Origin of the sequence: Streptomyces asiaticus (genome assembly GCF_018138715.1) — a bacterium.
GTDB classification, from domain to species: domain Bacteria; phylum Actinomycetota; class Actinomycetes; order Streptomycetales; family Streptomycetaceae; genus Streptomyces; species Streptomyces asiaticus.
In genome coordinates, this window is the sequence record NZ_JAGSHX010000006.1 from 3,447,191 (window position 1) to 3,472,560 (window position 25,370).

Annotated in this window: 27 protein-coding genes and 1 tRNA gene; 14 read left to right on the forward strand and 14 right to left on the reverse strand. The window is 69.6% G+C overall.

Going from position 1 to position 25,370, the window contains the following annotated elements:
* The first annotated feature begins 77 nt into the window (after nucleotides 1–77).
* Together KHP12_RS21870 and KHP12_RS21875 are read left to right on the forward strand one after the other, a co-directional pair.
* Nucleotides 78–860, forward strand: coding sequence for an LLM class F420-dependent oxidoreductase (locus KHP12_RS21870; RefSeq protein ID WP_086883400.1), 783 nt, complete (start codon nucleotides 78–80; stop codon nucleotides 858–860).
* Nucleotides 857–2,182 (forward strand): MFS transporter, encoded by a 1,326-nt coding sequence (locus KHP12_RS21875; protein WP_244203023.1) that lies wholly within the window; start codon nucleotides 857–859, stop codon nucleotides 2,180–2,182. Before KHP12_RS21870 ends, KHP12_RS21875 begins: the two co-directional genes overlap by 4 nt.
* Before the next feature lie 17 nt (nucleotides 2,183–2,199).
* On the opposite strand, the gene KHP12_RS21880 is transcribed toward KHP12_RS21875, so the two are convergent.
* The 6 genes from KHP12_RS21880 to KHP12_RS21905 form a co-directional block, all read right to left on the reverse strand.
* Entirely contained in the window at nucleotides 2,200–3,252 is a 1,053-nt protein-coding gene (locus KHP12_RS21880; protein ID WP_086883401.1) for an ABC transporter substrate-binding protein, read from the reverse strand.
* A gap of 26 nt (nucleotides 3,253–3,278) precedes the next feature.
* Nucleotides 3,279–3,842: an ABC transporter permease gene (locus KHP12_RS51220; RefSeq protein WP_240813168.1), complete on the reverse strand. Its 564-nt coding sequence runs from the start codon at nucleotides 3,840–3,842 to the stop codon at nucleotides 3,279–3,281.
* Between the two features lie 488 nt (nucleotides 3,843–4,330).
* Complete coding sequence (locus KHP12_RS21890; protein WP_086883403.1) at nucleotides 4,331–5,272, reverse strand: helix-turn-helix transcriptional regulator; 942 nt, start codon at nucleotides 5,270–5,272, stop codon at nucleotides 4,331–4,333.
* Between the two features lie 54 nt (nucleotides 5,273–5,326).
* Nucleotides 5,327–6,121, reverse strand: coding sequence for a response regulator transcription factor (locus KHP12_RS21895; RefSeq protein ID WP_244203024.1), 795 nt, complete (start codon nucleotides 6,119–6,121; stop codon nucleotides 5,327–5,329).
* Between the two features lie 390 nt (nucleotides 6,122–6,511).
* On the reverse strand, nucleotides 6,512–6,916 hold the full coding sequence (locus KHP12_RS21900; RefSeq protein ID WP_211833522.1) for a hypothetical protein: 405 nt from the start codon (nucleotides 6,914–6,916) through the stop codon (nucleotides 6,512–6,514).
* 48 nt (nucleotides 6,917–6,964) lie between these two features.
* Complete coding sequence (locus KHP12_RS21905) at nucleotides 6,965–7,366, reverse strand: ATP-binding protein (protein ID WP_037956240.1); 402 nt, start codon at nucleotides 7,364–7,366, stop codon at nucleotides 6,965–6,967.
* Nucleotides 7,367–7,520: 154 nt separating this feature from the next.
* On the opposite strand from KHP12_RS21905, the gene KHP12_RS21910 reads away from it, so the two are divergent.
* Nucleotides 7,521–8,405, forward strand: coding sequence for a DUF5753 domain-containing protein (locus tag KHP12_RS21910; protein ID WP_211833524.1), 885 nt, complete (start codon nucleotides 7,521–7,523; stop codon nucleotides 8,403–8,405).
* A gap of 17 nt (nucleotides 8,406–8,422) precedes the next feature.
* A complete protein-coding gene (locus tag KHP12_RS21915) occupies nucleotides 8,423–8,632 on the forward strand; it encodes a DUF397 domain-containing protein (RefSeq protein ID WP_051573419.1) in 210 nt (69 codons plus the stop codon).
* Nucleotides 8,633–8,683: 51 nt separating this feature from the next.
* Here KHP12_RS21915 and KHP12_RS21920 read toward each other — a convergent pair whose 3' ends face one another.
* Nucleotides 8,684–9,277 carry a lytic polysaccharide monooxygenase auxiliary activity family 9 protein gene (locus tag KHP12_RS21920; protein ID WP_086883407.1) on the reverse strand — a complete coding sequence of 198 codons (594 nt, stop codon included), beginning with the start codon at nucleotides 9,275–9,277 and terminating at the stop codon, nucleotides 8,684–8,686.
* A gap of 173 nt (nucleotides 9,278–9,450) precedes the next feature.
* Between KHP12_RS21920 and KHP12_RS21925 the strand changes: the two genes are divergently transcribed.
* From KHP12_RS21925 to KHP12_RS21945, 5 genes are all read left to right on the forward strand, one after another.
* Nucleotides 9,451–9,527 (forward strand) — tRNA-Lys (locus KHP12_RS21925).
* 389 nt (nucleotides 9,528–9,916) lie between these two features.
* Nucleotides 9,917–10,447 carry a hypothetical protein gene (locus KHP12_RS21930; RefSeq protein ID WP_086883408.1) on the forward strand — a complete coding sequence of 177 codons (531 nt, stop codon included), beginning with the start codon at nucleotides 9,917–9,919 and terminating at the stop codon, nucleotides 10,445–10,447.
* A gap of 30 nt (nucleotides 10,448–10,477) precedes the next feature.
* The gene (locus KHP12_RS21935) at nucleotides 10,478–12,715 is read left to right on the forward strand and encodes a glycoside hydrolase domain-containing protein (RefSeq protein ID WP_086883409.1); all 2,238 of its coding nucleotides are present in this window, start codon (nucleotides 10,478–10,480) and stop codon (nucleotides 12,713–12,715) included.
* On the forward strand, nucleotides 12,712–13,230 hold the full coding sequence (locus KHP12_RS21940; protein WP_086883410.1) for a hypothetical protein: 519 nt from the start codon (nucleotides 12,712–12,714) through the stop codon (nucleotides 13,228–13,230). The genes KHP12_RS21935 and KHP12_RS21940 overlap by 4 nt, the downstream gene beginning before the upstream one ends.
* Complete coding sequence (locus KHP12_RS21945) at nucleotides 13,231–14,007, forward strand: hypothetical protein (protein ID WP_086883411.1); 777 nt, start codon at nucleotides 13,231–13,233, stop codon at nucleotides 14,005–14,007. It abuts the gene before it with no gap.
* A 109-nt stretch (nucleotides 14,008–14,116) separates the two neighbouring features.
* Here KHP12_RS21945 and KHP12_RS21950 read toward each other — a convergent pair whose 3' ends face one another.
* Both KHP12_RS21950 and KHP12_RS21955 read right to left on the reverse strand, forming a co-directional pair.
* Nucleotides 14,117–14,704, reverse strand: a complete 588-nt coding sequence (locus KHP12_RS21950) for a choice-of-anchor C family protein (protein WP_086883412.1) — start codon at nucleotides 14,702–14,704, stop codon at nucleotides 14,117–14,119.
* A 574-nt stretch (nucleotides 14,705–15,278) separates the two neighbouring features.
* Entirely contained in the window at nucleotides 15,279–15,713 is a 435-nt protein-coding gene (locus KHP12_RS21955; RefSeq protein WP_210609344.1) for an ATP-binding protein, read from the reverse strand.
* Nucleotides 15,714–15,821: 108 nt separating this feature from the next.
* Here KHP12_RS21955 and KHP12_RS21960 point away from each other — a divergent pair, with 108 nt between their 5' ends.
* From KHP12_RS21960 to glxA, 4 genes are all read left to right on the forward strand, one after another.
* Entirely contained in the window at nucleotides 15,822–16,655 is an 834-nt protein-coding gene (locus KHP12_RS21960; RefSeq protein WP_211834892.1) for a helix-turn-helix domain-containing protein, read from the forward strand.
* Nucleotides 16,652–16,834 carry a DUF397 domain-containing protein gene (locus tag KHP12_RS21965; protein ID WP_086882813.1) on the forward strand — a complete coding sequence of 61 codons (183 nt, stop codon included), beginning with the start codon at nucleotides 16,652–16,654 and terminating at the stop codon, nucleotides 16,832–16,834. The genes KHP12_RS21960 and KHP12_RS21965 overlap by 4 nt, the downstream gene beginning before the upstream one ends.
* Nucleotides 16,835–16,879: 45 nt before the next feature.
* Nucleotides 16,880–17,560 carry a FadR/GntR family transcriptional regulator gene (locus KHP12_RS21970; RefSeq protein ID WP_086882817.1) on the forward strand — a complete coding sequence of 227 codons (681 nt, stop codon included), beginning with the start codon at nucleotides 16,880–16,882 and terminating at the stop codon, nucleotides 17,558–17,560.
* A 117-nt stretch (nucleotides 17,561–17,677) separates the two neighbouring features.
* Nucleotides 17,678–19,624 (forward strand): radical copper oxidase GlxA, encoded by a 1,947-nt coding sequence (gene glxA / locus KHP12_RS21975; protein WP_086882814.1) that lies wholly within the window; start codon nucleotides 17,678–17,680, stop codon nucleotides 19,622–19,624.
* Between the two features lie 27 nt (nucleotides 19,625–19,651).
* Here the strand turns inward: glxA and KHP12_RS21980 are convergent, their stop codons facing one another.
* The 4 genes from KHP12_RS21980 to KHP12_RS21995 all read right to left on the reverse strand — a co-directional run bounded on the left by KHP12_RS21980 (nucleotide 19,652) and on the right by KHP12_RS21995 (nucleotide 23,179).
* Nucleotides 19,652–20,662, reverse strand: coding sequence for a glycoside hydrolase family 6 protein (locus KHP12_RS21980; protein ID WP_086882815.1), 1,011 nt, complete (start codon nucleotides 20,660–20,662; stop codon nucleotides 19,652–19,654).
* A gap of 220 nt (nucleotides 20,663–20,882) precedes the next feature.
* Nucleotides 20,883–21,602, reverse strand: a complete 720-nt coding sequence (locus tag KHP12_RS21985) for a class F sortase (RefSeq protein ID WP_086886206.1) — start codon at nucleotides 21,600–21,602, stop codon at nucleotides 20,883–20,885.
* 23 nt (nucleotides 21,603–21,625) lie between these two features.
* Nucleotides 21,626–22,249 carry a hypothetical protein gene (locus tag KHP12_RS21990; RefSeq protein WP_211833526.1) on the reverse strand — a complete coding sequence of 208 codons (624 nt, stop codon included), beginning with the start codon at nucleotides 22,247–22,249 and terminating at the stop codon, nucleotides 21,626–21,628.
* A gap of 147 nt (nucleotides 22,250–22,396) precedes the next feature.
* Nucleotides 22,397–23,179, reverse strand: coding sequence for an HAD-IIA family hydrolase (locus KHP12_RS21995; protein ID WP_086885920.1), 783 nt, complete (start codon nucleotides 23,177–23,179; stop codon nucleotides 22,397–22,399).
* Between the two features lie 222 nt (nucleotides 23,180–23,401).
* Between KHP12_RS21995 and KHP12_RS22000 the strand changes: the two genes are divergently transcribed.
* Complete coding sequence (locus tag KHP12_RS22000; RefSeq protein WP_020870990.1) at nucleotides 23,402–23,590, forward strand: antitoxin; 189 nt, start codon at nucleotides 23,402–23,404, stop codon at nucleotides 23,588–23,590.
* A gap of 42 nt (nucleotides 23,591–23,632) precedes the next feature.
* On the opposite strand, the gene KHP12_RS52455 is transcribed toward KHP12_RS22000, so the two are convergent.
* Nucleotides 23,633–25,315 (reverse strand): hypothetical protein, encoded by a 1,683-nt coding sequence (locus KHP12_RS52455; protein WP_211833528.1) that lies wholly within the window; start codon nucleotides 25,313–25,315, stop codon nucleotides 23,633–23,635.
* Nucleotides 25,316–25,370: the final 55 nt, after the last annotated feature.

Here is a 25,370-nt window from a genome sequence, read left to right on the forward strand (position 1 = left end):
CCGCCCGCGGCGCCCGCCCGCCGTTCGCGGGCGAACCGGCACCAGACCCGAATCGACAAGAGAAAGGATTCCCCTCCGTGACCCTGCGCGTAGGCGTCCAACTCCACCCCCAGCACACCGGAATCGCCGAGCTGCGCACCGCGTGGCGGGAGGCCGACGCCATCGGGGTCGACTCGCTGTGGACCTGGGACCACTTCCTGCCGCACACCGGCGACCCCGCCGGGCGCCACTACGAGTGCTGGTCGCTGCTGTCCGCGATGGCGGTCGAGACCCGGCGGGCCACCATCGGGCCGCTGGTGAGCTGCACCGCGTTCCGCAATCCGCATCTGCTGGCGGACATGGCCCGCACCGTCGACCAGCTCAGCGGCGGGCGGCTGGTGCTGGGGCTTGGCGCGGGCTGGTTCGAGGCCGAACACACCGAGTACGGGCTGCCCTTCCCCGGACCGGCCGGGCGGATGGACGCCTTCGCCGCGTCCGTCGCCGCCGTCAAGGAGCGGCTGGCCAAGCTCAACCCCGGTCCGGCGGGCCCGCTTCCGCTGCTGATCGGCGGCGCCGGGCGGCGGCGCACCCTGGAGCTGGTGGCCCGCGAGGCCGACTGGTGGAACTGGTACGGCTGGGCCTCCGACGACCCGGTCGCCGATTTCCGCGAGCTGAGCGGCGTGCTGGACGAGTGGTGCGAACGGGTCGGCCGGGACCCGGGCGCGGTGGCCCGCACGGTGATGGTCAACCCCGACCAGCTGCCGCTGGTCGAGGGGTTCGCCGAGGCCGGGGCGGTCCATGTGGTGCTCTCCCTCCCGGCCCCGTACGACCTGCGCAGGGTCGAGGAGCTGCTCAAGGTGCGGGCCACGCTCACCTCGTGACGGCCATACGCGCCGCGGCGCCCCGTACGCCCCTGGGGCGCCGCTTCGGCCTGCTCATGGGCGCGCTGCTGCTCTCCAGCCTGGGCAACGGGCTGTGCTTCCCGTTCACCTCGATCTACATCAGCCAGTTGCTGGGGCTCGGCGGGCGGGCGGCGGGCGGCTACTTCATCGCGATGGCCGCTGCCAGCTTCGCCGCCGCCCTGGCCGGCGGACCGCTGGCCGACCGGGGCAGCCCGCACCGGGTGGGCGCGCTGGGCGGCGCGGCGCTCGCGGCCGGCTACGCCCTGCTGGCCCCGGCCGGTTCGGTGGCGCTGGTGCTCGCCTCGGGGGTGTGCGTCGGGGCGGGCTTCGGGCTCTTCTACGCCTCGATCGTGGGCATCGTGGACACCGCGGTCCCCGAGAGCGGCCGCCGCTCGGCCTTCGCCATCCGGCACATCGTCAACAACGCCGGGATCGGACTGGGTTCGGTCGCGGCCGGGCTCGCGCTGCACGGCGCGGCCACCCCGGTGGGGGCGCTGCGCTGGTTGTACCTGGCCAACGGGCTGGCGGCGCTGCCGCTGATCGCGGTGATCCTGGGCGTACGGCCCCGGACCCGGCCTGGCTCCCCGCCCCTTCCCGAGACTGGGGCTCCGCCCCAGACCCCGGGATCCAGGGGCGAAGCCTCTTGTATCGGGAAGGGGCAGGGAGGGGAGAAGCCCGCGGGCAGGCCGACGTATCGGACCCTGTTGCGGGCCCGCCCGATGGCCCTGCTGATCCTGGCCCAGGCGCTCTTCGCGATCGTCGGCTTCACCCAGATCGAGGCGACCGTACCGCTGCTGATGCACGACCGTATGGCGGTCACCCTGGGCTGGGTCAGCGCGGTGGTGGCGGCCAACTCCTTCGCCCTGATCGCCCTTCAGCCGCTGCTCCGCCGCCGGCTGGAACGGCTGCCGGAGACCGTGAGCCTGGCCGCCGGTCCGGTGCTGTGGACCGGGGCGTTCGGCTGCGGTCTGGGCGCGGCGCTGGCCGGGGAGGCGGCCCCGGCGGCCGTGCGGTACGGACTTCTGCTCGCCTTCGCGGTGATCTTCGCGGCGGGCGAGCTGATGTACTCCTCCGCCTTCTATCCGCTGCTGCTGCGCTGGTCGGGCGAGGAGGCGGTGGGCCGGGCGAGCGCCCTGGCGTCGCTGGCCTGGAACCTGGGCACCGCCTCCGGCCCACCGATCGGGCTGTTCGTCGTGGCCAACGCCTCGGCCACGGGCAGCTGGCTGGCCCTCGCACTGGGCGCGGCGGCCGCGTTCACGGTGGCCGCCGCGCTGCACAACCGGACGACGGACGGCACCTGACCACCCGCCGAACGCACCTACGACTTGGGCAGATACGACGTGTCGTAGGCATCCTCAGGCGTGACGCTCTTCTCCAGGAGTCCCTGGTCGTACATGAAGTCGGCCATCCGGGTCCAGGTCTGCGGGTCGATCGCGCCCAGCTCGCCCTGGTCGTTCTTCATCAGCGGCGCCGTGGCCTTGAGCACCGCGCGGGCGTTGTTCCGCTGCTTCTCGCCGCGCAGCCCCGGTACGTACTTCTCGCTGAGCTTGATGGCCTCGTCCTGGTGGTCGATCGCATAGCGCAATCCGCGCAAGGACGCGTCGACGAACTTCTTGATGTCATCACCGCGCTTGTCGAGCGTCTTCTTCTTGGCGCCCAGGCCCACGCCCACCAACTGGTCCCCCGCCGAGCCCGAGTTGAGGGTTATCGACCGGACCTCCTTGCCCGCCTCCTTGAACGAGACGGCGTCATTGTTCAGATAGCCCATCACCCCCTCGACCTTGTTTCCGGTGAGGGCCGCCTGCTGGGTGAAGCCGATGTTCTGTACCTTGGCGTCCTTGGTGGAAAGGCCGCCCTCCTTCAGGAGCGCCAGCAAACCGAAATAGGTCTCGCCGAAGGCACCGGGGGTGCCGATCTTCCGGCCCTTGAGGTCGGCGGGGGTCCGGATCTTCGATTCCTTGGGCACGATCAGGCCCACCGGGTACTTCTGGTAAAAGGTGGCGATGTCCACGACGGGCACATTCTTGGCGCGCGCCTGAAGCATCTCGTCGCCGCCCGCGTAGATCACATCTTCCTTGCCCGATGTGAGAGCCCCGAAGAGATCTTCGGCCGCGCCGTGGTGGCGCAGTGTCACATTGAGTCCGGCGTCCTTGTAGTACCCCTTTTCGGCGGCCACATAGAACGGCGAGAACTGGATGTTGGGGGTGTAGGTCAGCCCCACCGTGATGCTTGCGCCGCCCTTGGCCCCCGCGTTCTTCGGCTCCTCGGCGCATGAGGTCAAAGTGGCCAGTACCACCACCGAGGCGAGGGCGGCCGCGCCCGTGACCCGATGTCTGTGGGCACGCCTCATGGGCGTCTGCACGAAACGCACGTACTTCTCCTCTTGGGTGAAAGTTGTCAGTCGCGCTGAACGAGCCGCTCGACCAGGCGGACCACTCCGTACGAGACGGCGGCGAGAAGGCCGAGCATGACGAGCGTCGAGAACAGTCCGATGGTGTCGGCCTCCTGGCGCTGCACCGACAGCAGCTGCCCCAGTCCGTCGCCGCCCATCACGAATTCACCGACGACCGCGCCGGTGATGGAGAGCGTGAGACCGTTGCGCACCCCCGCGAGGACGCTGGGCAGGGCGAGCGGAAGCTCGATGTACCAGAGCATCCCCCACCACCCCACCCCGTCCACCCGCGCGGCCCCCATCACATCGGGGTCCAGCGAACGCAGCCCCAGCACGGTGTTGACGAGGATGGGGAAGAAGACCAGCAGCGCGCAGAGGACCGCGATGGGCAGCAGTCCGTACCCGATCCACAGGGCCAGCAGGGGGGCGAGCGCCACCGCGGGCATGGCCTGCGAGGCGGCCACATACGGCTGGAGGGCCGCCGCGGCGATCTCGCTGCGGGCGATCAGATAGCCGAGCGGCAGCGCCACTCCGATGCCGATACCGCTGCCCGCCAGCGCCTCCCACACCGTCTCCTCGGTGTAGTCGACGAGATCACCGTGGAAGACGTCATCGAGGAATTGCCGCGCGAGGTCCAGCGGAGCCGGAAGATAGAACTCCGCAACGGCGCCGGTCCGGGTCACGATGTCCCAGACGACAAGCAGCGACAGCCCGAATACCAGCGGCGGCAGCACACTCCGGAACAGCGTTCCGCGCCGGTTGGCGAGAGCCGCCCCGGATGCCGCTCCGGTCATTTTCCGGCCGGCCCCGGACCGCGACTTCTCACCATTTCCACCGCCGTCGCCGGTCTTTCGCGCATGTCCCGGTCGGGGTGAATGCGGCTCGTCCGCAGCCGACTCGCCGTCCGCGCCCGCCGTGGCGGTCGCGCCCCTTCCGTGCCCTTCGGTCATCCCTAAATCCCCTTGCATTACCGGCTGTTGCCAGATCTCGGCACGCCCGCAGGCAACCTATCGCCAGCACGCTCCGGATCACAATGTCGATGGGGAAAACGAAATAATCATGTGGAACTATTTCCAAGGATGCCGAGCTCAGTGGCGCGCACCCCGGCCTGGAAACGGGAGTTGGCCTCCAGCAGCTCCAGGATCCCGGTGACATAGCGGCGGTACGTACGCACCGAGATCGCCAGATCGCGGGCGGCGGCCTCGTCGGTGACCCCGTCGCGCAGCCGGGCCAGCACCCGGCGGACCATTTCGGTGCGGGCGCGGTTGCCGAAGTCCAGCGGGCGGGCGGCGGGCACGGCACCGCCCCAGATGGAGCGGAACATGCCGTACAGGGTGGCCACCACCACCGGGTCCTCGATGACCGAGGTCTGCCGCCCCTCCTCGGCCTCGGTGCACACCAGGGCGGTACGGCCGTCGGCGATCACCGCCGTGGGCAGCGGCACCGACGCGATCCGCACCTGCGCGGGGCGCGCGGCCGGAGCGGCGCCGGGCGCCTCGGCGGGCGGTGCGGGACCGGGGATGGGCCGCGGCACGGGCCCGGACGGCGCCGCCCCGGCAGCGGACCCGGAGGCAGGCCCGGTGGATCCGGCGGCAGCCGTTCCCGCGGCGGACCCGGAGGTGAGCCCGGTGGATCCGGCGGCAGGCCCGGTCGATCCGGCCCCGGGCGCGGATCTGCCGCGCAGCACCCGCACCCCGACCGGCTCGCCGAGGTCCGTGAGCAGCGCGCCGAGCGCGGCCTGCACCGGCGCCATCCGGGCCGAGCACTCGGGGAAGACGGCGTCCACGCTCCGCCCCGCCTGGCCGATCACCTCCTCGGCGGCGGCGAGGAACGCGGCGTCCTCCACCCCCACCTCGGTGAACCGCGCGTCCCGGGCCCGCCGGGCGCGATGCTGGATCACCGTGGACTCAATGAGGTCCCGTACCTCCCGTAGCGTCCCCTCCAGGGTGTCCCCCGCGAGCGCGGCCTCCGGTCCAGGATCGCGTCCGCGCTCCATCATGTCGACATTCCCGCACTTTCCGCCTCGTGACGTGGTCAAGGTCTCGAGCGCCGTTCAGTGACGGCTGGGCAGCAGCCCCATTTCCACCGCCCGTACCCCCGCCTGGAAGCGGGAGTTGGCCCCCAGTTCGCGCATGATCTCTGCCACGTACCGGCGGTAGGTACGCAGCGAGACCTGCATCTGGCGCGCCGCCACCTCATCGGTGTGGCCGGTGCGCAGACACTCCAGGATCCGCCGTACGGAGTCCGGGCACAACCGCCCGCCGAGCCGTGGATAGTCCGCGAGCGCCACGGCGTTCCCCCAGGTCCCGGCGAACATCATCTCCAGGGCCCGCACCGTGGCGGGATCCTCGACGAGCGACGCCTGCCCCGGGCCCCGCCCCGGTTCCGACGGCCCCCTCCTGAGGTAGACCACCTCGCCGTCGATGAGCAGCGCCTCGGGTAACGCCGGCAGCCCGCCGTCGCAGATCCGGATCTCGCACCGCGGATCGGTGCGCGCGAGCGCCCGTACCGCCCCCGAGGCCAGCACCCGCTCCTCGCACAACAGCCGTACGACGAGGGCGCGCCGGGCTCCCCTGGCCGGGCGGGCGAGCGCGGCGCAGACGGCCCGCGTCTGCTCCTCGTTCCCCGACAGCACCACGCTGACGGTCCGCTCGGCGCAGTCGACCAGGGTGTCGACGACCTCGGCGAGCGGCACCTTCCCCAGAGCCGTCCCCGCCCAGGAGTCCTGGGCCAGCTCCCTTCGGTGCCGGGTGACCGTGGACTCGATCAGATCACGGGCGGCCAGCAGCGCGTGCTCGACATAGTCTATGGCGCCTGACGAGGGAGTCTCCGTGCTCTCCGTGCTCATGGGAGAAGGCTCGGACACCCTCACAAGACCAACCATGACTTCCCCTGCCGGGTGACAGTGACCTGGTTATGCGAATACCGGCCTGATTCTCGTCAATTTCCCTGCCCCGAAATGCGCGGGCAGCATTGTGCGAAATCCATGACGACACTAATTCGCGCACAGCGACCGCGTCAACGCGGGGCGTGAGGTAAAGAGTTGACAAAACGGCGTGCGGCGGCGCGCGTCATGCTGTCGAGCCGCCGATGCGCCGGGGGCGCGTGTCCACAAGTTACCGGCGAGTGCACCCTCCGGACCCGGGGAGACTACGGACCGCAGCGAATCGACGCCGTTCGGCGACGCGGAGTGGGGGCTGATGTCCGGTTACTGCCAACGCGGCACGCTCGATCGGCGTCAGCCGAAGCTGATCGGCCCCTGGAAGTCCCGTCCCTGGACCACCGGGCCGGTGATACGGGCGTTGCCTCCGATGCGGTTGTACACGGCCCCCGCCTCCCCGGCCGACTCGCCGTGCTCACGCATCCAGGCGGCCAGGTCTCGGCCGAACTCCGGGTCCTGCCGGGCCCGTTCTACCAGCAGATCGGCCAACTGGCGCAGCCGGGCGCCGTCGTCGTACGGAATCGCCACCGGATCCGGACCACCCGACCCCGGGTCACCGGCCGGCTCGCCCTCGGCGCGCCGCAGCACCCTGCGGACCAGCGTGCCGAAGGACTCCAGGGCCCGCCGCCCGGCCTCACCGCCGGCGCCCGACACCGCCGCGTTGACCGCCGTGACCAGCGCGCCCGCCGTCACCGGGTCCATGGCCCACCCCCTGCCCTCGATCGGGGCCCACGCTACCGGCGCCGCTGGTCACCGTTCCACCGCTTCCGCGCGGAGGGTGAACCAGACCGTCTTGCCGGTCGGGGTGAGATCCGTTCCCCAGTCATGGGCGGTCTTGCTCAGCAGGAACATCCCCCGGCCGCTCTCGGAGAGGAAGTCCGGCTCCTTGACCACCGGCAGCCCGGACTCGGTGTCGCTGACCGCCGCGTGGATCCCGTACGGAAGGTTCTCCAGGGTGAGGACGCATTCGGGAGAGGCCGCGTGCTTGTGGACATTGGACAGCAGCTCGGTGACGCACATCCCCGCCGCGCTGATCAGCTCCTCACGCCCCCACAGCCGCAGTCGCGCCCCGACGGCGCGGCGTATGTCGGCGAGTATCCGCGGATGGGCACGGAGGCGCAGTTCGTATCGCTGCGAGATGTTCTCAGCCATATGCTCCGGGGCCCCTCCAAAGCACGACGCGCTGCCGTGTCCCCTAGCGATCCTGGCCTATGGAACGTCCCACTCGCAATGTTTCGACCCACTCGCACAAGACTGGCATATGCCTGGCTGGTAGGCGTAGTTGGCAATACGACAGACTGGCGACATGTCCTACCAGCCAGTGCCCACCGTTCGGCGCAGGCGCCTGGGCTCCACGCTACGGAAACTGCGCACCGAAGCGGGGATGACACTGGACGCGGCGGCCGACGCACTCAATGCGGCCGCGAACGGATCGTCCGACGCCCGCCGCTGGACGGCGCCGAAGCTCTCCCGGATCGAGAACGCCAACGCCACGATCCGCACCACCGAGGTCGAGACCCTGCTGAGGGCCTACGCCGTCACCGACTCCCATACCCGTATCGCCCTGGAGGGACTGGCCAAGGACGCGGGAAAACGCGGCTGGTGGCAGACCTATCGCGGCATCGTGGGCCCCGCCTACGCCGACTACATCTCGCTGGAGAGCGACGCGGAGAGCGTTCGCGACTACGCCTCACTGGTCGTCCCCGGTCTGCTCCAGACGGCCGACTACGCCCGCGAGACCATCGCGGCGAACGCCGTGGCCCGCACCGCCTCCGAGGTCGACGCCCTCGCCGAGGTGCGCCTGGCCCGCCAGGCCGTTCTCACCCGCTCCTGCCACCCGCTGCGGCTGTGGGCCGTCATCCACGAGGCGGCGCTGCGCCGCAGGTTCACCGGCCGGCCCGGCATCATGGCCGATCAGCTGAAGCGGCTGCTGGACGTGGCCGACTGGCCCACGGTCACGCTCCAGGTGATACCGATCGACGCGGCCCCCAACCCCGGGGACGCGGGAGCGTTCACACTCGTGGCCTTCCCCGGGCCCATGCCGGATGTTGTCACCCAGGAGAACCTGCGCGGCCCCACATACGTCGAAGGAGTCGACGACGTCAACGTCTTCGCCGACGCCTTCGGCCATATCGTGGACTGCGCGCTGTCCACGGATGTGACGAAGGCCCTCATCGCTGGTCTGGTATGAGAAAGAGGGCCCCACATATGAACACCTCTGCAATGACCGCGCATCGCCACCCCCACTGGCGCAAGTCCACGTACTCCGTGGGCGAGGGACAGTGCGTCGAGGTCGCCGCCGCCGGCGGCCGCGTCCGGCTGCGGGAGAGCGACGACCCCGGCACCGTCCTGACCACCGTGCCGGCGGTGCTCGCCGCCTTCGTCCGGAGCGCCAAGTCGGGCGCGTTCGACGCCTGACCGTATGACGACGGTGTGGTGCCGCCCCAGGACGGCACCACACCAGCGACGTCAGAACTGGACGTCCGAGCAGGAATAGAAGGCGTTCGAAGTGTCCGCGATGGTCCACACGGCGAGGATCACGTGTCTGCCGGTCTTACCGCTCGGGATGGTCCCCGAGTGGGAGAGCGTGGACGGCGGACGCTGACCGTTGTACGGAACGGTCAGGAAGGGCTGGGAGTCCAGGCTCGCACGGGTCAGTTTCTGGTTGGGGTTCCAGCCATTCTTGGTGATGTAGTACTTGAAGTCCGTGGTCGCGTGGGAGGCCGTGAACCGCCAGTTGAAGGTGTAGCTCCGCCCGGCGGTCAGCTTGGTCGTGGGCCAGTTGCCGCCCCGCGGGTCGTCGAGCTGCGAGAACCGGCTGTTGCCACCCGCACAGATGGTGCCGTCCGCCGGACCACCCGAGGGGAAGCCCTTCGGCCCCTCGACGCTCTGAGGCTCGTACTGGATGTCGCCGCAGCCCGTCACCGTGCCGTTGGCGCAGAGCTTCTGGCGGCTGATGGGCGAGTCGGTGTAACCGTGGCTGGAGGCGCTGCCGCCGGTCGCGAGGACGGAAATCGCCGCGAGTCCGATGCCGATGACGGCGGCGCTGATCTTCTTGCGCATGCTTCGCTCCTGAAGACGTGGGGAGTGCTTCGACGAGCCGTGCACGGCGGTCTAGACCAAGTGTGAGAGTATCCAGGGGTCAATAGTCATGTCCATACCAATGGCGTAGGTCCACGCGCCCCCTTGGCGTCCTGAGCACCCTCCGGGGTCGGGTAGGATTTCCGCGTCAGCAGGCGCCGCTAGCTCAGTTGGTTAGAGCAGCTGACTCTTAATCAGCGGGTCCGGGGTTCGAGTCCCTGGCGGCGCACCAGCACCCATATCGCTGACCTGGGCGTTCTCGGTTTCCGAGGGCGCCCTTCGGTGTTTCACGAGCGCCTGGAGCCACGGCCGCCGACGGCCGCCCCGAGTCCGGAGATAGTGACCAGGGACACATATCAACCCTCTGTATACCGAGCTCCTTGCACATGAGTCGCTTTATCCCCTCATGGGGGACGCACCCCGTACTTCCTCCGTGACGGCCTATCGCCGGAAGGCCAGGCTCCGCTCTCCCGACGTGTCTAGACCCCTTGTCCAAGGCCCCGACCAGTGAATATCTTCCGTGCGACCACAGCGCGGAAAGCGCTTGTCGCCGCGTACGGGCCTTGGGGAGAGGCCCCGGCGATCTTTTCTCTCATCAGCCTTCACGGGAGGGGTACGTCCATGTCCACGATCCTCAGATCCACCGTCGGTGCCGCCCTCGCCGCCGCCGCGGCCGCCGTTCTCACGCTGACCGCGCCCCAGGCCTCCGCCGCCGAGCGCCCCTCGGCGACCGACGTCAAGGTGTCCCCGCTGGCGTCGGCCGAGACCAAGGCGTTCGCCAAGGCCAACCCCGGGCCCACCGCGGCCGCCGCGACCGTGTGCGGCACCGGCTACTCGCTGAACAAGGCCATCCCGCTGCCCGAGGGCACCGACCCGAGCGTGCGCCTGGCCACGCTGTTCAGCTACACCAACGGCAGCGGCAAGGGCTGCGCGATCCTGGACAACAACTACGGCGCCTCGCAGTACATGTACCTCAAGGTCTGCAAGGTGGACGGCACCGGCTGCGACACCGACTCGGGCAACTTCAGCGAGTACGCCGGCCCGGTCTACGTCTCCAGCATCGCCTGCGCCCCGGTGACCGCCAAGATGGGCAAGACCTCCAGCAGCCTCTACATCAACTACAAGTCCGACTACGTCTTCGCGTGCAACTGACCCCCGTCACTCGGCACTGAAGGAGACGTCATGGCCGACGCCATGGTCATGCGGGCGCAGCAGTTCATCAACGACACATACGGCGGGAAGCTGGGCATTCCGGCGCTCGAGGTCGACGGGAAGACGAGCTGGACGGTGATGTACGCGCTCACCCGGGCGCTCCAGTACGAGCTGGGCATCACCAGCCTCTCGGACAGCTTCGGCCCCACCACCCTGAGCACGCTCCAGTCGAAGTACCCGAAGCTCAACGCCAGTACGACGCCCTCGACCAAGTTCACGAAGATCATTCAGTCGGGGCTGTACTGCAAGGGGTACAACGGCGGCGGGATCGACGGAGTGTTCAGCTCCACGGTGGCGAATTCGCTCACCGAGCTGATGACCGACATGGGTGTGGCGGGCGTCTTCGAGGCGGGCAGCCTCTCCCCCAAGGTCTTCAAGGGGCTGCTCACCATGGACGCCTACATCGTCACCGGGGACGGCGGCGCCGGCATCCGCACGGTGCAGCAGTATCTGAACGCCAACTACGTCAAGCGTCAGGACTACTTCATCATCCCGTGCGACGGACACCACTCGCGGACCGTCGCCAAGTCCATGCTGCTGGCGGTGCAGTACGAACTCGGCATGGCCGACGGTGTGGCCAACGGGAACTTCGGCCCCGGCACCCAGTCCGGGCTGAAGCAGCACACCGTCGCCTCGGGCGAGACCAGCACCTGGGTACGGCTGTTCTCCGCCGCGATGATCCTGAACCAGCGGCCCAATGTGCCGTTCAGCTCCTCGTTCGGATCGGCGCTGCAATCCGCGGTGAACAGCTTCCAGGATTTCGCCAAGCTCCCGGTCACCGGGAAGGGCGACTACTCCACCTGGGCATCGCTGCTGGTCTCCTACGGCGACCAGGACCGCAAGGGCCAGGCGTGCGACGGCGTCACCAAGATCACCCAGGCCCGCGCCAACACTCTGAAGGCCGCCGGGTACAAGTACATCGGCCGCTATCTCACCAACCCCAGCACCACCGATCTCCCCGAGAAGGCCATCCAGATCGGCGAGCTCCAGACCCTCGCCGACAACGGGCTCCGGTGCTTCCCGATCTATCAGACCTTCGGCCGCGACGCCTCGGGCTTCAACTACACCGCGGGCAACGCGGCGGCCATCGCGGCGGCGAACGCGGCCGATGACCACGGCTTCAAGGACGGCACCCGGATCTTCTTCGCCGTGGACTTCGACGCGTACGACTACGAGGTCACCGACAATGTCCTGCCGCACTTCAAGGGCATCGTGGACGGCATGGCCATCGCCGGGAACCGGTACAAGATCGGGGTCTACGGCCCGCGCAATGTGTGCATCCGGGTCTCCGAGGCGGGCCACGCCACGGCGAGCTTCGTCTCCGACATGTCCAGCGGCTTCTCCGGGAACTACGGCTATCCGCTGCCGCCCAACTGGGCCTTCGACCAGATCGTCACCAAGACGATCGGTTCCGGCGACGGCTCGATCAACATCGATAACAACATCGCCTCCGGCCTGGACACCGGACAGGGGTCGTTCAACCCCCCGGTGGCGACCATGCCGGACAGCCTCTTCAACCAGGCCTATTTCCCGGGGCTGCTCGCCGACGTCCAGACCTACATGCAATCCATCGGCTTCCCCGAGGACGACGGCCGGATCTACACCACCACCCAGTGCCTGGAAACGATCATCGCCGGGGATGTCGCCGTGACGAACACGGCACGGGCCTACGGCATGCGGAAGGCGCTCATCCAGACCACGGCGTTCTGGGAGTTCCGGCACTACGGCAACGAGGACCTGGTCAAGGACGCCGGGGTGTGGCTCTATCACAACGGCTATGTGCCGGACTGGGCCAAGGACCTGCCCGGGGTGGTCTCGCTGCGCGACAGCAGCACCGGTGTGGCCCAGATGTTCGGGCTGGTGGGCGTGCTCTGCTGGAACAACTCCATCAGGACCGGTCTGGTGACCGGCACCCCGAAGGACCCGGACAAGGACTCCGACGTCTTCTCGGTGTGGGACAAGCTCCGCACGGACAACGACTTCGCCCTCACCTCCGTCGGCCACGCCCATATCTGGGGAGCCGACGGCAAGCCGGGCAGCGTCGACGCGGAGACGGCGATCCGCCGGCCCTCGCTGGACTACAAGGAGTCGGAGATCTACGAGGTGCTGCGGCGCTACCAGGGCCCGAAGGAACCCGCCTTCACCGACGCCAAGAAGCGCATGCCGCTCTACTACATCTTCGAGAAGTACAACAGGATGATGCGGTGAACGAAGCACCTTCATCGCCGGCATCGCTGGCGTCCGATTCGCCGGACGGACTCAACTCGATCCTGCTGCTGTTCATCTGCCTGATCGGGGTCATCGTCGTCTTCACCCTGATCGGCCTCCTCGGCTCCGGCATCGCCAAGCGCACCGGCCGCCGGAAGACCCCGGCCGAATGGCTCGGCGCGATCGCCCTGCTGTCCGTCTGCGCCACCGTCGCCCTGTACATCTGGGGCGCGCTCCATGTGATGTTCATGGAGAGCGACACCATGCGCGAGGCATGCGCCAAGGCGGGCGGGGAGGCGAAGGCGGCCCAGGTCGACCGCTACTCGGCGAGCTACCTTCCCCTTCGCTTCACCTGCCGGATCGACGAGGGCGGAAGTTACGACGCCGCGGTCCCCGGATACGTCAACCCGGCCATGGGCATCGCCTTCGTCCTGGCCATCGCCACGGGTGCCGTATCCGTCGTGGCCCGCGACCAGAACCGGCCCACCAGCCCCACCGTCACGAGGGGACGATGAATGAGCGTGTTCGACCCATCCCGTAGGCAGCTGCTCGCCCGCTCCGGCGCACTGCTCGGCGCGGCCGCGCTGGCCTCCCTCCCCGGTTCCGCGCTGCTGGCGACACCCGCGTACGCCGCGTCCTCGCACTCCAAGACACCCACCGGCGAGGAGATCCGGAAGGCATACCGCCGCTATCAGGCGAACCGGGCCCGGGTGCTGACGGGCAGATCCAGCCCCAGCGGCTGGGAGATGGAGAAGGTCGCCGACGGCGGCGGAGCCATCTGGTCCCGTCCGGTGCCCGGCACCCCGCTGGAGGGTGTCACCGTCCGCATCGGCGCACCGGAGGCCGTACTGGTCCATGTGATCCGCCGCTTCCACTACGAGATCGACGAGCTCCGCAAGGGCGATGTGATCGGCTGGCGCAGCCCCGGCTCGGTCCGCAAGGGGCTGCCGGAGGGCAACCAGGCGTCCGGTACGGCCGTCCGGATCCGGCCCGGCCACTACCCGCCCGGCGTCAAGGGCGGCTTCTTCCCCCAGCAGGAGGTCGTGATCCGCGACATCCTCGCCGAGCTCGACGGCGTGGTCCGCTGGGGCGGCGACGACCGGAAGCCGGACGAGTCGCTCTTCTACCTGGCCGTCGGGCCCGGCGATCGGCGGCTGGCCGAGGTCGTGGCCCGGCTGGACCGCTGGCGCGAGACGCCGGGCAGCGGTGCGGGCGCCCCGGTCGACGTGCTCGCGCCGGGGCGCCGCAAGGCGGCGACGTCCTTGGCCCGCAGCCAGCGCGCGGCCGCCTGACGAAGTTCCGAAGTTCTCCGAAGAACCGGGGAGCCCCCGGCGCGTGGGGGCACCGAGGGCTCCCTCTCGGGATCAGCCGCGATCAGCCGCGCTCAGCGATCAGTCGCGATCAGTCGCAGGAGGGGCAGGGCGTGCAGGCGCTGACCCTGACGTCGTCGATGACCGGCCCGTAGGCGCTGCCGTTGGTGCTGGCGAACGCCAGCGTCGTGGAGGTTCCGCGTGCCACGAAGGTCACCTCCCGGGTCACATAGCCCATGTTCGCGAACGTCTTGCCCGTGACGTCGAAGCTGAAGTCCTGGAAGTTCTGCCCGTCCACCAGCACCTTCCCGGTCCGCACGGTCGGGCCTCCCGCCGGGTTGCCGGCCAGGGAGTACGTCACCGAGTATCGCTTCCCCGGGACCGTGGTGAAGGTCTGTTCCACGGTCCCGGCGCCCTGACCGTTGAGGTCCACGGACTGGCCCCCCTCGGCCGCCTGCCAGAAGCCGTCCCCGATGTGGTCCACGTTTCCGGCCGTGACCTTCCAGGGCCCGATGGTCTGCCCGGACGTCACGTTCACGAACGTATTGGCCGCCACCGTGGGCGTCTCGAAGCTGCCGTCGTCGAAGCGGCTGACGGCGGCCGTCGCGGTACCGGCCCCCATACCGGCGAGCACCCCGGCGACGGCGACCGCTGCGACAAAGATGCGAATAGGCGACATGTTCCCCTCCAGTGCGACTCATTCGGCAATGTGCCGAATTGATGTGCCGAATTGATGGCGCGTCAGAATCTTCCGCACCGGAGGATCACATGCCAGGGCACCACCCCCGGCGCACCGTGGTGCGGACCGGGTCGAGCGCGGCTGGTGCGCCGGTCGATCACGCCGGGCCGCGCCCCAGGGGAGGCGAGGGGGGTTGGGTTGCGCGGCTCGGTCGGGCGCGGCGCCGTCTCGCGCCTTCGGCGCATGTGAGCAGCGGGGCAGGGGGTGGGGGGCGCGGCCGCGTCGCCGGGCGCCGGGCGACCGGGTGTGGGCGCCGGTGGCGGCTACGGCCTGCCGGGGCAGGGGCCGTCGCCGGACCGCCTGCCAGGGGGTGGGGTACCCCTCTCGAAACTGGTTGACAAATTAGTTGCTTCAGATCAAGCGTTTTTTGGAGGGGTACCCGGAGGGGCGGTCGACCCGCACCCCGGATCGGCCCCGACCCTCGGGCACGGAAGCCGCCACGACACCGGCACCCACCGGCCCGGCGGCCGGCGGCGAGGCCCCCGCCCCCCATCCCCCGGACCCATGCTCAAAGTCACCTCGCCTCGGTGATCCGCGCCCATACGGTCTTGCCCGGCCCCCTTCGCTCCCTGATGCCCCAGCGATCCGCCACCGCCTCGACCAGCATCAGCCCCCTCCCCTCCTCGTCCTCCGACGTGGGCGCCTTCGGCACGGGGCACTTCTCATGGGTGTCGCTCACCTCGATCTCCAGGACGCCGCCCCGCTCGTCGTACGCCAGCCGCACCGCGAAGTCCCGCCCCGGTACGCGCCCATGGAGCGCCGCGTTGGCCGAGAGCTCGGCCACGACCAGGATCGCCGCGTCATAGCCGCCCACCCCCGGGGTGAACCCCCACGCGGTGAGCTGGTGCACGGCCAGCAGCCGGGCGAGCCGGGCACCGCGCCGGGTGGCGGAGAATCGCTGCGCGAACGTACGTACGGTGACGGGCACTTGGCCCTGTGGTGCGGTCATGGCGGAAGCGTCCCGGCCGAGCGGCGGCCCCTGCCAGGCACGACACCCACCCAGTTTCGCTTGTACCAGTTCACCGCCTGGACCGGACTGGTCACCGCCCGTGACGATATGAGGATGACAAAAGACAGCGAACCGGAAACGTCGGAGAGCCTCAAGACCTTTGGCGCGGTACTGAAGGCGCTACGGGACGAGGCGGGGCTGACGCAGGAGCAGTTCGCCCCACGGGTCCGGTACTCGGCGACGTACGTCGCGAAGATGGAACAGGGCAGGCGCTTCCCGCCCAAGGAACTCATCCCGCGCACGGAGGAGGTCCTGGGCGCCCCGGCCGCGCGGGTTCTGGGCGCGGCGTACCGCAGTCTGACGCGGAGGGTCGGACTCGCGTCGTGGGTCCTGCACTGGGCGGGGATCGAGGAGGAAGCCGTCTCACTCCTCGCGTACGACTGCGCGGTGGTGCCGGGGTTACTTCAACCCGAGCCGTACATCCGCACCGTCTTCGACCGCTACCTCCCGCACACCCCTACGCAAGAGTGCGAGCAGCAGGTGATCGCACGCCTAGCGAGGCAGCAGCTGTTCACGGACCTGCCGAGCACCTCGTTCTGCTTCATCATCGAACAGGCGCTCCTGGAAAGGCACTTCGGCGGCTCAGAGATCACCAGGGCCCTGCTCGACCACCTCCTTGAGCAGCAGCAGCGCCGCAACGTAGAGATCCAGATCATGCCGCTCCGGCAGGAGGATCACTCTGGTGCCGATGGATCGATGCGCCTGGCCGAAACGATGGAACACCGTTGGCTCGGCTACATCGAAGGGCACGGCAGCAGCATCCTGATCACCGATCCGGAAGCCGTCAGTGCCATGCACCAGCGCTATGGCAAACTGCGCTCACAGGCTCTGAGCCCTCAGGACACCACGAGCCTGCTGGAGCAGATGCGAGGAGCGCTATGAGCAGCAGCACCACCGAACTCGACTGGTTCAAGAGCAGCTACAGCGGCGGCGGAGGCGGCGAGTGCGTCGAGGTCGCGATACGCCCCGATACCGTCCACATCCGCGACTCCAAAACCCCCCAGGGGGGTCGGCTCACCGTCTCCCCCGAAGCCTGGGCCGCCTTCATCGCACACATCTGACCTGCTCGTGCCGCCGCCGCTAAGCTGTCCGGATCGGAGGTGGCGGTGGCGGCGCACATACAGGAACGCATCAAGCGGCTGATCATCGACCAGCGGCTCCCCTCGGGCGCCCCGCTGCCCACCGAGACCGAGCTGATGGAGCTTCTCGGCGTCAGCCGTAACTCCGTGCGGGAGGCGCTCAAGGCGCTCCAGGCGATGGGGATCGTGGAGATCCGGCACGGCTTCGGAACGTACGTCGGCCCGATGTCGATGGCACCGATGATCGAGGGGTTGATCTTCCGTACCGTCGCCGGGCACTACCGGGGCGAGGACAGCCTGCTCGAACTCCTCGAGCTGCGCGAGGCCGTGGAGACGGGGCTGATCGCGCGGCTGGCCGGCCGCATCCCGGAGGCGGATCTCGCCGAGCTGGAAGCGGTCGTGCGGCGGATGGAGGCGGAGGCGGCGGAGGGCTCGGTGCGCGCCGAGACGGACCGGTCGTTTCACGCCGCGCTCTACGGGAGCCTGGACAACTCGCTGCTGAGCGAGGTGCTGGAGGCGTTCTGGGACGCCTTCCACCGGGTGCGCACCGACCTCGTGGACGTGCCCACGGACCCCCGGGTCACCTGCAAGCAGCACCGGGAGATCCTGGAGTCGGTGCGCTCGGGTGACGCCCTGCGAGCCGAAGAGGCGATCCGCGACCACTTCGGCAACATCCGCATCCGACTGCGTTCGGCGCATCGCGAGTAACCCGGGCCCGAGCCTGGTCGCGGCCACCTTCGGCGGGTCGCTGGCCTCTTCGTCCCACTTCGGCCACAGTCATCCGACAATGACTGTTTTGTGCCCGCCCTTGGGGGACGATAAGAAGTGAAGTACCGACCGAGTCGCCGCACCCGCCGCTTCGGGATCGGTGCGGCGGCCATCTTCGTGCTGGCCGGGATGAACGGCCCGGCCCTCTACCGTTTCAGCTCGGACAAGTACCACGCGTACAAAATCAACCAACCGGAGTACAAGGCGGAGAACGGCCACTGGGATGTGGTCGATGTCCCCGAGGCGTACCGGATCAATACGATCCACGCCGCTCTGCTGCACACCGGCAAGGTGCTGCTGGTGGCCGGTTCCGGGAACAACGCCAAGAACTTCGCCGCCAAATCCTTCCGCAGCGTCCTGTGGGACCCGGAGAAGAACACCTTCACCAACATTCCCACCCCCAAGGACCTCTTCTGTTCCGGGCACAGCCAGCTCCCGGATGGAAAGCTGCTGGTGGCGGGCGGCACCCAGCGCTATGAGAAGCTCAGGGGAAATGTCGAGAAGGCGGGCGGACTGATGTTCGTCCACAACGAGAGCCCCGACAAGCCGAAGACCCTCCCCGCCGGGACCCGCTTCACGGGCAGGGAGAACGGCAAGACCTTCGAGTCGAAGGACCCGATTCTCGTTCCGCGCGCGAAGAAGAGCAAGAATCGCAAGGGGAAGGTCATCGTCACCGCGAGCACGGCGCGGGTCTATGTGGAGGCGCTGCGCAAGGGAAAGAAGTACCAGACCGGGACCGAGGACAATTACCGGATCTCCGGGCTGAAGGGAAAGGACAAGCGGAACTTCTACGGGATCGCGCAGAAGCTGTCGTTCGACAAGAAGGACTTCCAGGGCATCAAGCAGGCGTATGAGTTCGACCCGGACGCCGAGCGGTATATCCCGGTCGACCCGATGAACGAGGCCCGCTGGTACCCGACCCTGACCCCCCTCCAGGACGGCAAGGTGCTCGCGGTCTCCGGGCTGGACGAGATCGGCCAGGTGGTGCCGGGGAAGAACGAGATCTACGACCCCAAGACCAATAAGTGGAAGTACCTGTCCAAGAAGCGCTTCTTCCCGACCTACCCCGCGCTGTTCCTGACCGACAAGGGCCGGATCTTCTACACCGGCTCCAACGCCGGATACGGCCCGGACGACAAGGGCCGCACGCCCGGCATCTGGGATCTGAAGACCAATCGGTTCGATGTGGTCCCGGGCATCAGCGACTCGGACGCCCTGGAGACGTCGATGTCGGTGCTGCTGCCGCCCGCGCAGGACCAGCGGTACATGGTGCAGGGCGGCGGCGGGGTCGGCGAGGACCCCAAGTCCTCGGCGAAGACCCGGATCGTCGATCTGCACGCCGAGAAGCCGCGGTTCCGCGATGGCCCGGAGCTGTATGCGAAGGTGCGCTATCCGAGCAGTGTGATCCTGCCCGACGACACCGTGCTGACCACGAACGGCTCGGGCGACTACCGGGGGCGCGGCGCCACCAATGTGCTGAAGGCCGAGCTCTACAACCCGAAGAGCAACACCGCGCGCGCGGTGGCCGATCCGCTGGTGGGCCGCAACTACCACTCGGGCGCGCTGCTCCTGCCGGACGGCCGGGTCATGACCTTCGGCTCGGACTCGCTCTTCGCCGACAAGGCCAACACCACGCCGGGTGAGTTCCAGCAGCAGATCGACCTCTACACCCCGCCGTATCTCTTCCGGGACTCCCGGCCGAAGCTCACCGACACCGCGCCCAGGACGGTCAAGCTCGGCGGGAAGACCACCTACCGGACCGCGTATGCGTCGGCGATCACCAAGATGCGGCTGCTCCGGCCCGGCTCCTTCACCCATGTGACCAATGTCGAGCAGCGGTCGATCGCCCTTGGCTTCACCCGGTCGAAGGACGCGGTGACGGTGACCCTGCCGAAGGACTCGTCCGTGGTGCCGCCGGGGTGGTACATGCTCAACGCGGTGGACGACCGGGGGACGCCGTCGAAGGCGGTGTGGGTGAGGGTGCCCGCCCCGAAGAAGAAGTGACGGCTGACTACTTCGAAGAAGTGACGGCTAGCTACTTCTGCGGTCGGCGTTACGGGCGAGATCGAGCGCGTACCGGGGCCACCACCGACCCGCGGTGGGACCGCCCTTGCAGGTGCCGTCCGACTCGCCCGGACGCTTGATCCACAGATAGGCGTCGATCCGCTTGTCCCCGGTGTCGACGGTCGGCCGCTCGCCCAGCGCCCGGCCCTTCGGGTTGCACCACGCCTGCGGGTCGTTCTTGCCCGGGGCCGGGCCATTGCCGTTACGGCTGGTGTCGATCACGAAGGGCTTGCCGCCGAGCAGCGCGGACAGCCGCTTGCCGTACGCCCGGTTCTCCTCGGTCGTCTGATAGTTGGAGGTGTTCAGCGCGAAGCCGTCGGCCTTACGGATACCGGCCCGCTTCAGCGGCTCGACCATCCGCCGCGGGTCCTTGATCCAGTGGGGGTTTCCGGCGTCCAGATAGACCTTGGTGCGCGGCAGCCCCTTGAGCTTGTCCACAGCGCCGGTCAGTACGTCGTACCGCTCCTCGTGGAACTTCTTGGGCGTACAGCCGTCCACCACATGGGGCAGCGCGTCGGGCTCCAGGATGACCGTGGCCCGGCGGTGGCCGATCGCCCGGACCACCTTGTCCAGCCAGGTGCGATAGGCGTCGCCGTCGGCCGCGCCGCCCTTGGAGTACTGCCCGCAGTCGCGGTGCGGGATGTTGTAGAAGACCAGCAGCGCATCCCGGTTCACCTGATCCGCGGCCGCGGTGAACGCCCGCGCCCGCCCCTCCGGGTCGCCCGCCCCCAGCCACTCCGCGACGGGCTGCTCAGCGATCTTCTCGATCAGCCTGGCCTCGCCGTCCTCGCCCTTCTTCCGATACGCCGCGACCTGGCGCGCCGCGCTGCCCTCCGGATTCACCCAATAGGGGATCGTGGCCTTGGGTCGCTGCCTGGGCTGCCGGGCGACCGAGGCATGGTCACTGTCCCCCTCCGAGGCCCCGAAACACCCGGAGACCACGAGACACGACAGGAGCGCCCCGGCGACGGAGACCACGCGCGTACGGCTGCGGCTGCTGGTGTGGGTACGGGGACGGGTTGTGACGCCTGCGGCGGGCTGTTCCCCTCCCCGCCCCTTCCCGCTCCATTTCGATATGCGGCTCCACCACGTGGCAGGGGCTCCGCCCCTGGACCCCGGGGTCTGGGGCAGAGCCCCAGTTTCGGGAAGGGGCGGGGTGGGGGCTTTGCCCGCCGCAGGCGCCCAGCCGTCGCACCGGCTAGTGCGGCGCATTGCGGCTGCCTGCCGACACGTTGCCCGGAGAGCCCGTCGTGCCGGTCAGGTAGGCCGAGACGACGACGTTCGCCGAGTACGTCCGGGTCGAGCGGTTGTACGTGCCCCCGCACGTGATCAGCCGCAGCTCCGCGCGGTCATGGGACCGCGACCCGTACACCCGTCGCGCGTCGAAGTGCTTCTCCGGCACCACCTCGACGTGCTCGACCGTGAACTCCGCCGTCGTCCCGTCCGATCGCGCGACCCGCACCCGCTCCCCCCGCTTGAGGTCGCTCAGCCCGTGGAAGACCGCCGGTTTGCTCTTCGTGTCCAGGTGGCCGACCAGCAGGGCGGCGCCCGGGGAGCCGGGCTCGGGGCCGGCCCGGTACCAGCCGACCGTGCCGGGGCGGCTGAAGGGCGGGGGCTTCACCGCTCCGTCGCGGTCGAGGCCGCTGGCGACGACAGGGGCGCGGACCCCCGCCGCCTCGATCACGACCCGCTCGGGCCGGGCGGAGGCCAGCGGCGCGTGCGCCGGGGGCAGCGGATGGGCGGACGGCCGCCCGACCGCGGCCACGTCCCCGGTCATGGGCGCCGGACCCCCCGTCCCCTCCGTCGTGTCGCGGCCCCACATCCACAGGCCCAGCAGCAGTGCCGCCCAGGCGAGTCCGATGGCCGGCCGCCCGAGGCCGGAGAAGCGATTCCCGATGCCGTCCATGTGTCCGTCCATCTCGGTATCCAGATCCGTGGCGATCAGCTCGCGGTACGGGAGGGATGTCGGCGGCGGTGGACCGCGAGGCCGCCGACGGCCACGGCCGTACCGCCCGAGAGCACCAGGCCGTACGCCTCCGCGGCGCCGATGTCGTCGCGTGGCCGCGCCTCGTCGGGTGCGGTGCCGCCCCCGCCGGCGCGGACGGGGGCGACGGGCGAGGGCGGGCGCTCCACGGCGAGGGCGACCCGGTCCGCGCCGCCCTGCCCGTCCCCGGCCGCGCCGTCCTGCCCTTCCCCGGCCGCGCCGCCCGCGCCGTCCGCGCCCGTTCCGTCCTCGCGTACAAGGCCGCCGCCCGCGCAGTCGAGGGTGACCCGGTGCGCCCCCTTGGCCGCCGTAGAGCGGATCGTCGCCTCGCTGAAGAGCGCGTCCCCCTCGGGCGTCAGCTCCGCGTCGTCCACGAACACCGGGGACGAGGCGGTGGCCACCCGGTCCGGGCAGCCGAAGGCCCAGACCTCGACCTCGGCGCCGGGGGCGAGGGCCCGTGGGCTGATCCGGATCGTGGTGGTGGCGGAGTGGCGCTGCTCGGCGAGGGCCGGAGCGGCGGCCGTCAGCACCGCGACGGCGGCACATGCTGCGCTACAGAGAGTGAGTGCGACAATGCGCATGGTGAAACCTCCCGATACCAAGAGGCTCACGCGCCCGGCAGGGCCCCGCATCCGCTGCGGTCGCCTACTGCGCCATCCGGGGCACAGGGCTCACCGGCGGGTCATGCCGACGCTCACCAGCAGGTCATGCCCACGCTCACCGGTGGGTCATGCGATGCGTTCCACGAGGTCCGCGATGGACTCCACGACCGTGGACGGGCGGTACGGGTACCGGTCCACCTCGCCCGCCTTGGTCACCCCGGTGAGCACCAGGAAGGTCTCCATACCGGCCTCGAGCCCGGCCCGCACATCCGTGTCCATCCGGTCGCCGATCATCGCGCTGGACTCGGAGTGGGCGCCGATCGCGTTCAGCCCGGACCGCATCATCAGCGGATTGGGCTTGCCGACGAAGTAGGGCTTCTGGCCGGTGGCCTTGGTGATCAGCGCGGCCACGGAGCCGGTGGCGGGCAGCGCGCCCTCCGCGGAGGGGCCGATCTCATCGGGGTTGGTGGCGATGAACCGCGCGCCGTCGTTGATCAGCCGGATGGCCTTGGTGAGCGCCTCGAAGCTGTACGTACGGGTTTCGCCGAGCACCACATAGTCCGGCTCGACATCCGTAAGAACGTAGCCGATGTCGTGCAGCGCGGTGGTCAGCCCCGCCTCGCCGATGACATACGCGGTGCCGCCGGGGCGCTGCTCGTCCAGGAACTGGGCGCTGGCCAGCGCCGACGTCCAGATGTTGGCCACGGGCACATCGAGCCCGATCCGGGACAGCCGGGCATGGAGGTCGCGCGGGGTGTAGATGGAGTTGTTGGTGAGCACCAGAAAGGGCGTGTCGGATTCGCGCAGCCGCTTGATGAAGGCGTCGGCACCGGGCACCGGTATGCCCTCGTGCATCAGCACACCGTCCATGTCGGTGAGCCATGACTCGATCGGCTTGCGCTCTGCCACTGGTTGCTCTCCGCTCGGAATCGACTCTGCGACGACCTCAGCCTAACCGGGGAAAGCGCTGGGGAGACCGCCCTGTGTCCGGGAGCACGGTCCGTTCGCCGTCCGTTCGCGCTCCGTCCCAGCGCGACAGATCCGCACAGGTGTCTGATCCTGGGGAAGGGGCGGAATCCGCCCCTCCGTGGAACGAGCCGGACCGTGAGGCCGGACCGTAAGGAGGCCACGATGGGCATGATGGACAAGCTCAAGGGCGCGATCAGCAAGAACCCCGACAAGGCTCGGAAGGGCGCTCGCAAGGGGGCCGAGACCGCGGACAAGAAGACCGGCGGCAAGTACTCGGAGCAGATCCAGTCCGGCTCGGACAAGGTCGACGACGAACTGCGCCGCCGGGGCGAGGGGCCCCGGGGCCAGTAGTTCGTACCCGCGCCGGATGTGAGGGCATCGGGGCGCCGGGGTTCAGACCCCCGAGCGCCTGGACTTCACCACGAGGACGGTTCCGCAGGTCACGAGCGCGGCGCTGATGACGCCGAGCCCCGCGAGCAGGGCGGTGTGACGGCCCGTCGCGGCGAGTTCGGGAATCCGCTCGTGTTCGCGCTCGTGGCCGCCGTCCTCCTCGTGACGGCCGTCACCGCCGGTGCCGGTGCTGGGCTCGGCCTGGGGCTCGCGTCCGGTGTCGGTGCCGGGGTCGGTGTCGGTGCCGGGGTCGGTCTCGGTGCCCAGGTCGGTCTCGGCGCCGGGGTCGTCGGTCTCCGTGCCCAGCCCGGTGTCGGTCCCCACGTCGGTGCCGGGATCGGTCTCCGTACCGAGGTCGGTGTCGGTGCCGGTGTCCAGGCCCTCGTCGAGGCCGGTACCGGTGCCGGTGTCGGTACCGGTGTCAGTACCCGCCTCGGTGTCGGTACCCGTATCGGCGTCCGCGCCTGAGTCCGAGCCCAGGTCCGAGCCCGAGCCCGTGTCCGTATCCGTGCCCGCCCCGAGGTCGGTGTCCATGTCCGTGCCGACATCCGCGCCCAACTCGGTATCCGTATCGGTATCGGTATCCGCTCCGGTCCCCGCGTCCTCCTCGGCGCCGGGATCGGTGTCGACGTCGGTGTCCGCGCCGACGTCGGCGTCCGCCTCCGTGTCGGCATCAACGTCGCTGTCGGCGCGGGGCGGCACCGCGGCCGGGCTGCTCTCCTCATGGGTCGCGCCGGGACTTCTGGTGGCGCTCGGCTTCCGGCTCGGCGCGACCGAGGGGGTCTCCGTCTCCTTGGTCTCCTCGGCCGTTCGGCTCGACGTGGCCGTGGGGCGCTTGGAACGGGTGGTCGGCTCCGGAGCGGGCTTCGTCTCGTCGTCCCCGTCGGTGGCGGCTCCGGCGCCGACACCGGTATCCGTCCCGGTCTCCGTAAGCCCGCCGGAGCGCGTGGCAGCCCTCGTACGCGTTCCGGCGTCCGGGTCCTTGGTTCCGGTGCCGGTTCCGGTGCCGGTGCCAGTGCCCGCGGTACCGGTATCCGTACCCGACCCCGTACCCGAACCCGTGCTCGTGCCCGAACCCGTGCTCGTACCCGAACCCGTAGCCGTCGCCCCGCCGATGCGGAAGACGTAGTCGTTCGACTGCCCCACCCAGTCGCCGTCGTCCGCGCGCCGCTGCACGGCGATCGCGTTGGCCGTCACCGGCCCCTCGGGCGCGTCCGCGGTGAAGCGCGTGCGCACCTGGACGTCGACGGTCTTGTGCGCGGGCACGGTGAAGCCCTTGAAGTGGTCTTCGAAGACCCCGATGTTCTCGTCCTCGTCCGTGGTCTGGAAGGAGACGGTCCGCCAGGTGGCGCCGCCGTCCGCGGCGGGGTCCAGGAACTCGAAGCCGATGTGGCGGGGCCGCAGTTGACGGGCCTGGTCGACCAGGACGGCGATGGGGTGGATGGCGCGGCAGCCGGTGTCCGTGGCGTTGCGCAGTTCGAGGTGCCAGCCGCGCCAGCCGCCGCCCAGGGCGTACTGGTCCGGCCCGCCGCGCAGATGGGCTTCGATGGGAAAGTCGGAGGCGTTCCGGTCCCCGCAGGCGGCGGGCTCGGCCTCGGCGGCGTACGCCGGGACCCCGTAGAGGGCCGGGGCGAACGCGAGCGCGGCCGCCGGAAGGACAGCTCGTAGGGACAGTGCGGTGGGCAAGCGCATGAGTGACCTCTGCTGTGCTGCGGTTTTCCCCGAGCACTCCGCTACATTC

Coding starts and splice junctions, on each gene's coding strand:
- KHP12_RS21945 (WP_086883411.1), top strand. CDS start 13,231: ATGAGCGTGTTCGACCCATCCCGTAGGCAGCTGCTCGCCCGCTCCGGC.
- KHP12_RS21930 (WP_086883408.1), top strand. CDS start 9,917: ATGTCCACGATCCTCAGATCCACCGTCGGTGCCGCCCTCGCCGCCGCC.
- KHP12_RS21985 (WP_086886206.1), bottom strand. CDS start 21,602: ATGGACGGACACATGGACGGCATCGGGAATCGCTTCTCCGGCCTCGGG.
- KHP12_RS21965 (WP_086882813.1), top strand. CDS start 16,652: ATGAGCAGCAGCACCACCGAACTCGACTGGTTCAAGAGCAGCTACAGC.
- KHP12_RS21905 (WP_037956240.1), bottom strand. CDS start 7,366: ATGGCTGAGAACATCTCGCAGCGATACGAACTGCGCCTCCGTGCCCAT.
- KHP12_RS21950 (WP_086883412.1), bottom strand. CDS start 14,704: ATGTCGCCTATTCGCATCTTTGTCGCAGCGGTCGCCGTCGCCGGGGTG.
- KHP12_RS21960 (WP_211834892.1), top strand. CDS start 15,822: ATGAGGATGACAAAAGACAGCGAACCGGAAACGTCGGAGAGCCTCAAG.
- KHP12_RS21955 (WP_210609344.1), bottom strand. CDS start 15,713: ATGACCGCACCACAGGGCCAAGTGCCCGTCACCGTACGTACGTTCGCG.
- KHP12_RS21990 (WP_211833526.1), bottom strand. CDS start 22,249: ATGCGCATTGTCGCACTCACTCTCTGTAGCGCAGCATGTGCCGCCGTC.
- KHP12_RS22000 (WP_020870990.1), top strand. CDS start 23,402: ATGGGCATGATGGACAAGCTCAAGGGCGCGATCAGCAAGAACCCCGAC.
- KHP12_RS21900 (WP_211833522.1), bottom strand. CDS start 6,916: ATGGACCCGGTGACGGCGGGCGCGCTGGTCACGGCGGTCAACGCGGCG.
- KHP12_RS21935 (WP_086883409.1), top strand. CDS start 10,478: ATGGCCGACGCCATGGTCATGCGGGCGCAGCAGTTCATCAACGACACA.
- KHP12_RS21890 (WP_086883403.1), bottom strand. CDS start 5,272: ATGATGGAGCGCGGACGCGATCCTGGACCGGAGGCCGCGCTCGCGGGG.
- KHP12_RS21910 (WP_211833524.1), top strand. CDS start 7,521: ATGTCCTACCAGCCAGTGCCCACCGTTCGGCGCAGGCGCCTGGGCTCC.
- KHP12_RS21895 (WP_244203024.1), bottom strand. CDS start 6,121: ATGAGCACGGAGAGCACGGAGACTCCCTCGTCAGGCGCCATAGACTAT.
- KHP12_RS21920 (WP_086883407.1), bottom strand. CDS start 9,277: ATGCGCAAGAAGATCAGCGCCGCCGTCATCGGCATCGGACTCGCGGCG.
- KHP12_RS21915 (WP_051573419.1), top strand. CDS start 8,423: ATGAACACCTCTGCAATGACCGCGCATCGCCACCCCCACTGGCGCAAG.